The sequence below is a fragment of the Arthrobacter sp. StoSoilB22 genome (genome assembly GCF_019977315.1).
GTDB lineage: Bacteria > Actinomycetota > Actinomycetes > Actinomycetales > Micrococcaceae > Arthrobacter.
The window spans coordinates 2,940,537-2,952,554 of sequence record NZ_AP024652.1 but is presented as its reverse complement, the minus strand read 5'-3'; the positions used below and the strand labels follow the sequence as shown (position 1 = coordinate 2,952,554).

The 12,018-nt window shown below is 60.0% G+C and carries 10 protein-coding genes; 7 read left to right on the top strand and 3 right to left on the bottom strand.

From position 1 onward, the window contains the following. The first annotated feature begins 33 nt into the window (after positions 1-33). The 3 genes from mtrA to LDN70_RS13705 are packed head-to-tail and all read left to right on the top strand — an operon-like array spanning position 34 to position 4,383. Positions 34-708, top strand: coding sequence for an MtrAB system response regulator MtrA (gene mtrA / locus LDN70_RS13715; RefSeq protein WP_090818324.1), 675 nt, complete (start codon positions 34-36; stop codon positions 706-708). Then, a complete protein-coding gene (mtrB, locus tag LDN70_RS13710) occupies positions 680-2,668 on the top strand; it encodes an MtrAB system histidine kinase MtrB (RefSeq protein WP_286198859.1) in 1,989 nt (662 codons plus the stop codon). Before mtrA ends, mtrB begins: the two co-directional genes overlap by 29 nt. After that, positions 2,665-4,383 (top strand): LpqB family beta-propeller domain-containing protein, encoded by a 1,719-nt coding sequence (locus LDN70_RS13705; RefSeq protein WP_223940545.1) that lies wholly within the window; start codon positions 2,665-2,667, stop codon positions 4,381-4,383. Before mtrB ends, LDN70_RS13705 begins: the two co-directional genes overlap by 4 nt. A gap of 366 nt (positions 4,384-4,749) precedes the next feature. On the opposite strand, the gene LDN70_RS13700 is transcribed toward LDN70_RS13705, so the two are convergent. Beyond that, the gene (locus LDN70_RS13700) at positions 4,750-5,040 is read right to left on the bottom strand and encodes a hypothetical protein (RefSeq protein WP_223940544.1); all 291 of its coding nucleotides are present in this window, start codon (positions 5,038-5,040) and stop codon (positions 4,750-4,752) included. A gap of 186 nt (positions 5,041-5,226) precedes the next feature. Between LDN70_RS13700 and LDN70_RS13695 the strand changes: the two genes are divergently transcribed. The 4 genes from LDN70_RS13695 to secA all read left to right on the top strand — a co-directional run bounded on the left by LDN70_RS13695 (position 5,227) and on the right by secA (position 10,449). After that, a complete protein-coding gene (locus LDN70_RS13695; protein WP_223940543.1) occupies positions 5,227-5,475 on the top strand; it encodes a phosphoribosyltransferase in 249 nt (82 codons plus the stop codon). 142 nt (positions 5,476-5,617) lie between these two features. Continuing rightward, on the top strand, positions 5,618-6,346 hold the full coding sequence (gene hpf / locus LDN70_RS13690; RefSeq protein WP_142938555.1) for a ribosome hibernation-promoting factor, HPF/YfiA family: 729 nt from the start codon (positions 5,618-5,620) through the stop codon (positions 6,344-6,346). A 29-nt stretch (positions 6,347-6,375) separates the two neighbouring features. Next, entirely contained in the window at positions 6,376-7,665 is a 1,290-nt protein-coding gene (locus tag LDN70_RS13685) for a winged helix-turn-helix domain-containing protein (protein ID WP_223940542.1), read from the top strand. 42 nt (positions 7,666-7,707) lie between these two features. Next, on the top strand, positions 7,708-10,449 hold the full coding sequence (gene secA / locus LDN70_RS13680; protein WP_142938557.1) for a preprotein translocase subunit SecA: 2,742 nt from the start codon (positions 7,708-7,710) through the stop codon (positions 10,447-10,449). A 96-nt stretch (positions 10,450-10,545) separates the two neighbouring features. Here secA and LDN70_RS13675 read toward each other — a convergent pair whose 3' ends face one another. Together LDN70_RS13675 and LDN70_RS13670 are read right to left on the bottom strand one after the other, a co-directional pair. Then, entirely contained in the window at positions 10,546-10,968 is a 423-nt protein-coding gene (locus LDN70_RS13675; protein ID WP_223940541.1) for an Rv3235 family protein, read from the bottom strand. Positions 10,969-11,126: 158 nt separating this feature from the next. Beyond that, positions 11,127-11,900: a LysM peptidoglycan-binding domain-containing protein gene (locus tag LDN70_RS13670; protein WP_223940540.1), complete on the bottom strand. Its 774-nt coding sequence runs from the start codon at positions 11,898-11,900 to the stop codon at positions 11,127-11,129. Between the last annotated feature and the right edge of the window lie 118 nt (positions 11,901-12,018).

Below are 12,018 nucleotides of genomic sequence, written 5' to 3'. Positions count from 1 at the left end.
GACAAAGACTTGGCGATAAGGGAATATATAACTATGAAGGCACGCATTCTGGTAGTTGACGACGACGAAGCACTCGCAGAGATGATTGGCATCGTCCTGCGCAATGATGGCTTCGAGCCGGTGTTCTGCGCAGACGGCGGCCAGGCCTTGGAGATCTTCCGCTCCTCGAAGCCGGACCTGGTGCTCCTGGACCTGATGCTCCCGGGCTCGGACGGGATCGAGGTATGCCGCCAAATCCGCGGCGAGTCGGACGTTCCCATCGTCATGCTCACCGCAAAATCTGATACTTCGGATGTGGTTCGTGGCCTTGAATCCGGCGCCGATGACTACGTGCCCAAGCCCTTCAAGCCCGCTGAGCTTGTAGCGCGGGTTCGTGCGCGGTTGCGGCCCGGGGACCAGAAGGCCCCCGAAACCCTGCGCATTGCCGATGTCACTATTGACGTTGCAGGTCACTTGGTGACCCGGGGCGGAGAGCGGATCTCGCTGACTCCCCTAGAATTTGATCTCCTGGTTGCGTTGGCCCGCAAGCCGTGGCAGGTGTTCACACGTGAACTTCTGCTTGAGCAGGTGTGGGGATACCGCCACGCCGCCGACACGCGGCTGGTCAATGTCCACGTCCAACGGCTGCGCTCCAAGATTGAACGTGATCCCGAAGCGCCCGAGGTCGTTTTGACGGTGCGTGGTGTCGGATATAAAGCAGGTTCCTGAGTCGCCGGTCGGAGAGACCGGCGCGGAGGGCGAGAACCCGGGGGCCAAGGATCCCGGCGCGGCCGGAGTCGAGCAGGTGACCCCGGCACAGTCAGAGTCCCCGGAAACTTCCCCTGAGCCAGTGGGCGCCACCCACGAGCGGCCCGCCAGGAACACCAAGAGTCTTTCCTGGCTCCTGTCCCGGGCACGGATCTGGACACGCCGCGGCCTGATTCTCGTCCTTCGGATTACGCGCCTTGTGTCTCTTGGCATGAGGCAAATCCGGCCAGGACTGCGCTTCGTCTGGCGTTCACTGTTGCGGCGTTGGCGCCGGTCCTTGGAGTTCCGCACGGTCCTCACCACATTGCTTCTGGCAGTGACATCATTCGCCATTGTGGGCGCATACCTGTCCAACCAAATCGCCAACAACCTGTTCCAGGAACGGCTGGCCCAGGCGGAATCCGAGTCACGGTTCAACGTCAAACAAGTACAGGACACGTTCGACGGCGCGCAGGTCACCGACCAGTCAAGCGTGATCACCCTGGTCTATGACACGTTGACTGCCGTGGAAGGCCGCGGCTCGGTTATACAGCGTAGATACGTTTTTGAAGCCGCCCCGGAACAAACAAAACCCCGTAACCGGTGGGTCGAGTCACGTGCTTCGGACCAACTAACGGTCCGCGTCATTCCCCCCGAGCTGCGCAAGGCCGTGCAAAGCGGTGGCAAGCAGCAATTTTGGGCCTCCACACAGTTCCCGGTGGGAAACGAGGACAGACCCGGTATTGCCGTGGGGAACCTTGTCACATTCAACGGAACAGCCTACGAGCTATATCTGATCTACGACCTCAACACAGCCCAACAGACACTGGACGAGATCCAGAACGTCCTGTGGGCGGGTGGTGCGGCACTTGTCCTCATGATTGGTGCCATCGCCTGGTACGTGACCCGTAACGTCGTCAGCCCGGTAAGCCATGCTGCCGTGGTGTCGGAAAAGCTTGCTGCCGGCCAGTTGCAGGAACGCATGGTGGTCAAGGGGGAAGACGAGGTCGCGAGATTGGGCGCGTCCTTCAATCACATGGCCGCAAGCCTCCAGGAACAAATCACCCAATTGGCCACCCTGTCGCAGATGCAACAGCGCTTTGTGTCCGATGTATCCCATGAACTGCGTACCCCACTGACCACCGTGCGCATGGCGGCCGAGGTTCTGTTCGATGCCCGCGAAGATTTTGATCCCATGAACAAGAGGTCGGCAGAGTTGCTCTACCACCAGGTTGAGCGCTTTCAGTCCTTGCTGTCGGATCTGCTGGAGATTTCGCGGTTTGACGCTGGAGCCGCCGTCCTTGATGCAGAACCGCAGGACATCTTCCAAGTGATCTCGCACGTCATGGAGGGTGCGGCACCGGTTGCTGCGGAGTACGGCTCCGAAGTGCGACTGAACGCCCGCCAGAAGAGCATCATCGTGGAGATGGATTCGCGCAGGATCGACCGGATTCTCCGTAACTTGTTGCTCAACGCCCTGGAACACGGCGAGGGAAAGCCAATCCACATCTCCGTTGCGGCCAACCATGATGCTGTAGCGGTGTCAGTAAGGGACCACGGTATTGGGATGACCCAGGCTGAGGCTGCCAGGGTTTTCGACCGGTTCTGGCGGGCAGATCCTGCACGGGCCCGGACCACCGGTGGAAGCGGACTGGGCCTCTCCATCGCTGCCGAGGACACCAAGCTCCATAACGGCTGGCTCCAGGCATGGGGGCGAAAGGGCGCCGGTTCCAACTTCCGGTTGACACTTCCGTTGCGGCAAGGCGGCACCATTGTGAAGTCTCCCCTTCAGTTGGAGCCTGCGGACATTAAATTTCCCGGGTCGCCAAGCGAACGGCAGATGCTTGTACTGGCCCCGGAATCCGGCAACACTCCGGCGCAACCCCAAGCCGCCGGGGGAGATCCCGGTCCCGGCGAGGGCAGAACAGGGGAGATCTCATGAGTGCGGGAAGGTCACAACGCGGCAGGGCAGTGGTCGCATTGTTTGCCGTGCTGATGATTCTGCTGGCTTCCTGCGCCCAAATTCCCCGCTCCGGGCCTGTTGGCAAGAGTAAGGACGAGGGCGCCGGCAATCCCAACGCCCCGGTCTTTTTCCCTGCCGCTCCGCGTGCAGGTTCCAGCCCGGAGACCGTGATCGAGGATTTCTACATGGCAGGTAGCGGTTATGAGGATGACTACCCCGTGGCACGCCAGTTCCTGACGCAGGCGCAGTCGGTGACGTGGAAACCGGACAAACGCGCCTTGGTGTTTCGCGAGCAACGGGTAGTCAAGGCAGCGGGGGAGAACGAATACCTTTACGAGCTCGACGTTGCCTATTCAGTGGATGCTGACGGCGTTGCAACGCAGTTCCCTCCCGGAACCAAGGAAACCATCCCCTTGACGCTCGAGCAGGTGGAGGGCGAATGGCGTATTTCCAAGGTGCCCGATGGCACCGCCATCCCCGAAGAGACGTTCAAAGTGATTTACGGGGCCAACCCCATCTACTTCTATGACCCGACGTTTACCTACGCGGTGCCGGACTATCGATGGTTCATCAAGAAGAACACCGTGAAGTCCATGACCAGCGCGTTGCTTGCCGGGCCGGCCCCTTACCTGCGAGGGGCCGTGGTCAGCGCCTTCCCATCGGGGATGAAGCTCGCACGGGAATCTGTGCCGGTTGTTTCCGGCGCAGCTCAGGTGGACCTCTCAGCCAAGGAACTCTTTGACGCCTCCGCCGAGGACCGGCAGAGGATGCAAAATCAGTTGGCACTGACGTTCCGTAGTCAGCCCGATGTCATTAACGTTCAGCTCCGTGCCGACCAGGACCTGGTGCGTGTTGAAGACAACGGGACAGTTCTGCCCCCGGTGCTGGACAAGAGTGTTCCTGCCCGCCAGATCGCAGTGAACAATGGCGATCTGGTGCGCTACGAGAACAACAGGGTCACTCCGCTGCCGGACATACAGTCGGTTGCCGGGCTTGGTCCCCACTCGCCCGCTGAGTCGCCGGTCTCCCAGACCGCTGCTTTCCTCAACGGCGACAAAACGACGCTTTACTCCATCGAACCAGGGCAGGCAGCGCGACAGCTAACCACCAGAAGCACTCTTACCGGACCCTCCTTCAGTCCGAACGATTGGGTCTGGACAGCGGGGCCCGGTGCAACCGGTGCCGCCGAAGTTGTGGCTTACAAACCCACAGGGATAGCTCCAGGTGCCGCGATTCCCAGTGTCACCATGACGCCGGCCTGGCTCACGGGACGAACAGTCAAGGATTTCAGGGTTTCCCGCGAGGGAACCAGGGCCTTGGTCATTTCCGAGGCAAACGGTAAATCCGCCGTGCAGATCACGGGCATCGTCCGCAACCCGGACGGTGTTCCCAAGGACCTCACGCTTCCCATCACACTGCTCAGTAGTAGTGCTGCCGATCAAGGCGCCTGGGTCAACGGCTCCACGGTGGCGGTGATGTCCGGCTCGGCTACTTCAACAGTGGTTCCGGAACTCCTGTCGCTGGCATCCGGTGAACCGCAGCAGTTGGCCCCTTGGGATGGATTGACCAGCCTCAGCGTCGGAAACGGCGCCGAGCAAATTTACGGACAGTCGGCTGCAGGGATCTTCCAACGCGTCGGAAATGGCTGGGAGCTCCAGCTCAAGGGACCTACCGAACCAGCCTTCCCGGGGTGAGCGCCCGGCGCCTGTTTCCCTCCTTTATCCACATAGCTCCCCTCGTGCCCTCCTCAAGGCGAACATCACGTTCAAACTGCCAGAATGACGTTCTCCTCCCTTGGTCCATGGTTCCGTAACCGGCTCCGCCGCCGTATCGATCCCGACCTCGGTTTTCCTGAACCTGCCGGGGCGCGGCGTCGTGGCCCTTTTCGAGGAAGAACGGGCCGGATCATCGCCGCCCTGCATGGCACTGTGGTTGACCTGCTGGCAGTGCTCATTCCTGTGGACTGCGTCTGCTGTGAGATGGAAGATGCGGTGCTTTGCAGCAGTTGCGCAAGAAGAATCCGTCAGCTGTGCCGGCACCCATTTCGGGCCGAACTTGAGTCACCCGCTTTGATTGACATCAATGGAACAGCGAAGATCGGGGTGGTGGCGGCGGGGCCGTATCGGGATGAGCTCGCCCGGTGCCTCCTCTCGTTCAAGAGCCACGGCCAATGGCGCCTTGCCTCTGTTCTGGCTCCCTGCTTGGGCAAAGCCGTGGATGCTGCCATCGGCGGCCGCTCCGGCTACTGCCTTGTGCCCGTTCCCAGTAGCGGTAAGGCGTTCCGGAGGCGAGGATTCAGCCCGGTACACCTTCTGCTCTTTTTCCTCCGAATCCGCCGAATGCTGCTCCATTGCCCCATTCTTGACGTGCTGGAGAAGTCGGGGGAGTGGAGGATATTTGTGGCGGGCCCCGACGCTGTCCGGCAGAGAGCGGCCCGGCTTGGTGACGAAGTTCCGGGACGTGCTTCCGTTCGATATAGAGGCGGAGGTCAAAAGGGGCTTGGAAGAGGTGAGCGCGCCCGCCGGGTCCGAGGATCCATGAGAGTACGGCGGGGACAAGCGGACAAGCTCAAAGGCCGCAAATGCATACTTGTTGACGATGTCCTGACCACTGGTGCCACACTCGCTGAGGCGGCAAGGGCGGTCACGGCTGCCGGTGGCCTGGTATCAGGCGCAGTTGTACTCGCAGCCACGAGGCCACCAGCCTACGCTTCCGCAGCGGCCATGGACCACCCCGGTTCGGTCCTTAAGACTCAATCAAAAAATAAGTGGCTAAAGGATGAATAACCGGTGGCGATGAACTAACGTCGGTTGTGGGTACCAAGAAAAGATGTACCTGTCGATAGCGGCTCGGAAAGGGGCTCGACTGTCCGTCAGACAAGCCCCCAACAGCGCCGTTGTCGTGTCACCTGAGTTATTGGAGGGCACCATGGAGTTCATGATCAGCGGACGAAATCTGACAGTTTCTGACCGCTTTCGCGAATATGCCGGCGAAAAAATCTCAAAGATTGAATCGCTGGGGGATAAGGTCCAGCGGGTTGACGCAAAGGTTTCCAAGGAAACCAACCCCAGGCAGACGCCTGGCGAGCTCACCGTAGAAGTCACCGTCCTGGGCCGGGGCCCCGTTATCCGTGCCGAGGCCACAGCCGCCGACAAGTTCGCTGCCTTCGACCTGGCGTACAACAAGCTGCTTGAGCGGCTTCGTCGTGCGAAGGACCGTAAGAAGGTGCACCACGGCCGCCACACACCCAAGGCTGTGCGCGAAGCCACGGCCACACTTGAACCAGCCAGTACGAGTGAGCCGCTTTACGTCGAGGCAAGCAATCATCATGAGTCCGCACCGGCGGTAGATGAGCGGTCTCCTTACGACATCGAGAACGACATTCCGGCAGGCGACTCACCTGTCCTGATCCGCCGGAAAGTATTTCCCGCAGCATCGCTGACCCTCGATGATGCTGTGGACAACATGGAGCTTGTTGGACACAACTTCTACTTGTTCCTGGACAAGGAAACGAACGCGCCGTCGGTTGTGTATCGGCGCAGTGGCTGGACCTATGGCGTGATCACCCTCGACTCCAACTGCGAGCCCGGCGAGGAAGCCGTGGAAGAGAAGATCCACGCCTACCGCTCCGATGATCAGGCCGCCACAGCCAAGTAAAGCCTCATCTTAGGTACGAAGGGACTTCAATGACCGTTTCGCTGAGCCTTTCACAGGCACGGCGGATCGCATTGGCAGCTCAAGGATTAGCGAAGGTCCGGCCCACCGGCCCCGTGACTTCACGGGCGGTGGGCCGGACCTTTGCCCGGATCCAGCTAGTCCAAATCGATTCAGTCAACGTTGTGGCGCGAAGCCACTACCTTCCATTCTTTTCCCGGCTTGGCAACTACGATCCCCTCATCCTCCAATCGATGGCCAGCCGCAAGCCACGCAAAATGATGGAGTACTGGGCACACGAGGCGAGCTTTATCCGGCCGGAGCATTTCCAGGACCTGCTCGTATGGCAAAAGCGGGCGTGGGTGGGCGCACACCGTCTTGATCCGGCCGTACGGCAGGACATGGAAGACCGCATTCTGATTGCGCTCACTTCAGGGCCTCCCATGACTGCATCCGAGTTGACTGCAGAACTCGGTCACGACGAGGACCCGGACCGTGATAACTGGGGCTGGAACTGGAATATCGTCAAACGGGTGCTGGAGCACCTCTTCGAGGAAGGCCGGATTTCCGCCGCTTCCAGGACAGCGCAGTTCGAGCGAAAATACACCCTCACTTCCCGGGTTGTTCCAGACGCCCAACCGCCCGAAGGCGATGCTGAAGCGTCCCTTGACCGGCTCATGGATGCAGCCGCGCGAGCCCACGGAATTGGCACGGTAAGGTGCTTCTCCGACTACTTTCGGACGCCCTTGAAGGCGGGCGCGGGTTCGGTGCAACGCCTGGTCCGCGCGGGCCGTCTTGAACGCGTTAGTGTTCGGGGATGGGACAGGGAAACCTTCCAACACGTCGATGCCACCTTGCCGCGAAAAGCAGCAGGCAGGGCCCTCCTGAGCCCATTCGATTCCCTGGTCTTCGAAAGACGGAGGCTGGAGGAGTTATTCGGATTCCATTACAGGATTGAGATCTACACCCCTGCCGCCAAGAGACGTTTCGGCTATTACGTCTTGCCGTTCCTGCTCAGGGAAGCCATCGTTGCCAGAGTGGACTTGAAAGCCGATCGGATATCCCGTCAGCTTCTGGTGCGCTCCGCCTTTGGTGAGATGGACGCGCCAGCGGATACCGCCGTCGAACTTGCCGCGGAACTCAGGCTCATGGCAACGTGGCTCGGCCTCCAGGAGGTGGTCGTCTGGCCAGTGGGGGACCTCGCCGGAGCGTTGTCCGAAGCCTTGGCGAACGATGGTCCTGCCCCGGGAGAATACGTCCAGCCGGGCAGTCCGCTCAGAGGTGAACCCGGCAACGTGGCGCTGGTCTCTCCCGTAGACTGAAACAGCCAGAATTCGGCAGCATGAGACTGGGAGCAATTTCACGTGGCATCACTAATCGAAAAACTTCTCCGCACGGGTGACAAAAAGACACTCAAGACACTGCGGAACTATGCCGATTCCATCAATGCCCTGGAAGACACTTTCAAGTCCTTCACGGACGCTGAAATCCGCGAGGAAACGGACCGGCTAAGGTCGCGCCACCAGGACGGCGAAACCTTGGAAGCACTCCTCCCGGAAGCCTTTGCCGCTGTCCGTGAGGCCTCCTCCAGAACGCTGGGAATGAGGCACTTCGATGTCCAGCTCATGGGTGGCGCAGCCCTCCACCTGGGCAATATCGCGGAAATGAAAACGGGTGAAGGCAAGACCCTCGTTGCCACAGCTCCCGCATACCTCAATGCGCTGTCCGGCAAGGGTGTCCACGTTGTCACGGTGAACGACTACCTCGCCGAATACCAGTCCGAACTCATGGGCAGGGTCTACCGTTTCCTTGGCCTTACCAGTGGCTGCATCCTGTCCAACCAGGACCCCACGGTACGCCGCGAGCAGTACAACGCTGACATCACTTACGGAACCAACAACGAATTCGGCTTCGATTACCTGCGCGACAACATGGCCTGGGATGCCAGCGAACTGGTCCAGCGCGGGCACAACTTTGCGATCGTGGACGAGGTGGACTCCATTCTGATTGACGAAGCACGTACACCGTTGATCATTTCGGGTCCTGCGCAAGGCGACACCAACCGGTGGTACAGCGAATTTGCCAAAGTTGTCCTCCGCTTGCAGCCTGACGTCGACTACGAGGTGGACGAGAAGAAGCGAACCGTGGGCGTGCTGGAAGCCGGGATTGAGAAGGTAGAGGACTACCTCGGCATCCAGAACCTCTACGAATCTGCCAACACGCCGTTGATCGGCTTCCTCAACAATGCGATCAAGGCAAAGGAACTGTTCAAGCGGGACAAGGACTACGTCATCCTCGACGGCGAGGTGCTGATCGTTGACGAGCATACCGGCCGTATCCTGGCCGGTCGTCGCTACAACGAAGGCATGCATCAGGCCATCGAGGCCAAGGAAAACGTAGAGATCAAGGCAGAGAACCAGACGCTCGCTACGGTGACGCTGCAGAACTACTTCCGCATGTACTCCAAGCTCGCTGGCATGACCGGTACGGCTGAGACCGAAGCCGCAGAATTCATGAGCACCTACAAGCTCGGCGTCGTTCCCATCCCCACAAACCGCGACATGCAGCGCATCGACCAACCGGACCTCGTCTACAAGAACGAGGTAGTTAAGTTTGATGCTGTCGTTCAGGACATCGCTGAACGGCATGAAAACGGCCAGCCTGTACTGGTGGGTACCACCAGCGTTGAAAAGAGTGAGTACCTCTCGAAGCTCTTGGCCAAAGAAGGCATCCGGCATGAGGTGTTGAACGCCAAGAACCACGCGAGGGAAGCGTCCATCGTTGCCCAGGCCGGACGAAAAGGCGCAGTTACGGTAGCAACCAACATGGCGGGCCGAGGCACTGACATCATGCTCGGCGGCAACGCCGAGTTCACTGCCATCGCCGAACTCGCCAAACGTGGGTTGGATCCCGAGGAAAACTCGGAAGAGTACGAGGCCGCATGGCCCGAGGCCCTGGCTGCAGCCAAGCAGGCCGTCAAGGACGAGCACGAAGAAGTTCTGGACCTCGGCGGACTGTACGTGCTTGGCACCGAGCGCCACGAATCCCGCCGGATCGACAACCAGTTGCGCGGACGTTCCGGACGTCAGGGTGACCCTGGCGAATCCCGTTTCTACCTCTCCCTCACGGACGACCTCATGCGGTTGTTCAACTCAGGTGCGGCCGAACGGCTGATGAACAGCTCCGTTCCCGACGACGTAGCGCTGGAGTCGAAGCTCGTATCCCGCGCCATCGCGTCGGCGCAAGGCCAAGTAGAGGGTCGCAACGCCGAGCAGCGCAAGAACGTCCTCAAGTACGATGACGTCCTCAACCGCCAGCGTGAAGCGATCTACGGCGACCGTCGTCGCATCCTCGAAGGCGATGACCTGCACGAAAAAGTGCAGTTCTTCTTGGAAGACACCATCAACTCACTCATTGATGCCGCTACGGCCGAGGGGTCAGGTGACGACTGGGACTACAACCAGCTGTGGGCAAACCTGAAGACCCTGTACCCGGCAACGGTTACCGCCGAGGAAATCATTGACGAAGCCGGCGGTAAGTCCAGGGTCACGGCAGAATTCCTGAGGGAGGAAATCCTCTCTGACGCCCGGCTTGTCTACCAGGCGCGGGAAGAATCCATCGGCGCCGAGAGCATGCGTGAGCTTGAGCGGCGGGTTGTGCTTTCGGTCCTTGGGCGTAAATGGCAGGAACACCTCTACGAGATGGATTACCTCAAAGAGGGAATCGGACTTCGTGCCATGGCCCAGCGTGATCCCCTGGTGGAATACCAGCGCGAAGGGTTTGTCATGTTCCAGAGCATGATGGAAGCCATTCGTGAGGAAAGTATCGGATTCCTCTACAACCTGGAAGTCGAAGTAACACCAGCCGAAGACGTAGTGGTGGCAGACGATTCGGCTTCCGGCGCACACACAGAGCACCACGATCCTCAGATCCGTGCGGCGGGCCTTCAGGCGCCGGAGAAGCCCGCGCAGCTGCAGTACACCGCGCCCGGAGAAGACGGAGCGACCCAGACGCGCATTGAGGGTAGGGCATCGGGCCGGTCCGGAAATCCTGCTAAAGCAGCAAGTCAGGATCAGCGGAAACAGGCAAAGAAGAAGCGTCGCTAAGCGGTTTCCGTAACGCGGTCACAGCAAAGGGTGAAGCCCGGACGGAACGTCCAGGCTTCACCTTTTTGCTTTCTCTCAAAGCACGATCGGTTGGGCCTACCCTATTTCCAGGGCGGTAACCTGCCAAACACCGTCCAGCCGCTCCAGCCTCATGGCGACGGCACGGCAACGCTGCTCCTCAGCGACGACGATGCTTGCTTCACAGATTGATTCGGAAATGGAACAGACCCGAACCGAACGCACCATGGGACTACGGTGCGGTTGGGCAGTACCTCGGCTCCTGGCTGAGTGTTTTCGGGTCAATGCTGCCCGATGCTGGAGCGACAGATAACACTCGGCGTCCAGCGAGCGTGAGAGCTGCTGGACGGGACGGGTTCCCGCCAGTACTTCCAAGGTTGCCTGCGCGATGCTTCGGGCAACAAGCCGGACGTCGATGTCCGAGCCGCTTTGGCCGGATGCTGGTGCCGTATGTTGCGTGCTCCGAGGGCCTGCTGGCCGGGTTTTCGTTGCAAGGGTCATGGTCATACCTCTGGCATTCACTACATGAGTTGCAGCGTGGGGACGCTTTACTCATTGGCTTCTGCTGGGATGACACTACGGATTGGCTTTGAGATGTGAAGGTTGTCCCTGAGCGGACGGTCCTTATGGAGGAAGCGGGCACTGAAGTCCCGGCCTTACTAGCTTGGTGCCGGGGGCTGAAGAACCTGCCCCGGGAGTAGCACGGTGGGGTCCCCTCCGATGACTGCCCTGTTGGCGGCATACCACTTGGGCCACGTCAACGCGACGTCCACGTCGGTTGCAAAGGGTCCGAGCCGGGAGGCCGCAATCGACCATAGCGAGTCGCCATCCTCAACAACAACGGCGGCTTCTCCCGCTAGGGTGGTTGAACGTGTGGACTGGCGGCTTAGCAACCCCGGGTCAACCACGGGGGGCCGGGGTTGCCAGCGCGGGTCATGAGGCCGGGATGCTGAAGCATGGGCATCGTCTACAGATCGCGGGATGGAACTCGCGCGGTCCAAGGAAGCCGGAGTCCACGCCGCTTTTCCCGGCGCCCTATGAGGAGAGGCGCTTTGCCAGCCAGGTTCCGGTGGTGCGGCATCTGCTTGGGCTATTCCCGCGCCCATGAGATTCAGGCTCACGACGGCCACCGCGAGCCGCAACATAAAGGCGGGGCTGAACCGTGAAAGGAGATGGGCGCTCTTCTTGTGCCCAACCCGATGCAACAACGATGCCAGGAAAGCGATGAAGAACGTCAGTGCCCACCAGATGACAACAGAAAGTCCCACTGCGTTGGCTGAGAAGCCGAGAAGATGTTCGAAGGTAAGGGTCTGACCATGCCGCTCCGCTGCCTGCCACTGCGTAAGCAGCACATTTCCCGTAAGTACCAAGGACAGTCCCAGCCCAAGAACAAACGCTGCCAGGGCAGAGTCACTACGCAATACTTTTGCCACTAAAAGCCCCCATGCTCCCTTTGATGCAATTTGATGCGGTTTGATCTATTTGACTCATTCTGAACATGTTTGCAGTGCCTTGTCCAGTTGCAACCCTGATGTACCTCTCCGATTCGTC

Excerpts from the sequence above, each read along its gene's own strand:
- mtrA (WP_090818324.1), top strand. The coding sequence starts at position 34 with ATGAAGGCACGCATTCTGGTAGTTGACGACGACGAAGCACTCGCAGAG.
- LDN70_RS13705 (WP_223940545.1), top strand. The coding sequence starts at position 2,665 with ATGAGTGCGGGAAGGTCACAACGCGGCAGGGCAGTGGTCGCATTGTTT.
- LDN70_RS13700 (WP_223940544.1), bottom strand. The coding sequence starts at position 5,040 with ATGGAGCAGCATTCGGCGGATTCGGAGGAAAAAGAGCAGAAGGTGTAC.
- LDN70_RS13695 (WP_223940543.1), top strand. The coding sequence starts at position 5,227 with ATGAGAGTACGGCGGGGACAAGCGGACAAGCTCAAAGGCCGCAAATGC.
- hpf (WP_142938555.1), top strand. The coding sequence starts at position 5,618 with ATGGAGTTCATGATCAGCGGACGAAATCTGACAGTTTCTGACCGCTTT.
- LDN70_RS13685 (WP_223940542.1), top strand. The coding sequence starts at position 6,376 with ATGACCGTTTCGCTGAGCCTTTCACAGGCACGGCGGATCGCATTGGCA.
- LDN70_RS13675 (WP_223940541.1), bottom strand. The coding sequence starts at position 10,968 with ATGACCCTTGCAACGAAAACCCGGCCAGCAGGCCCTCGGAGCACGCAA.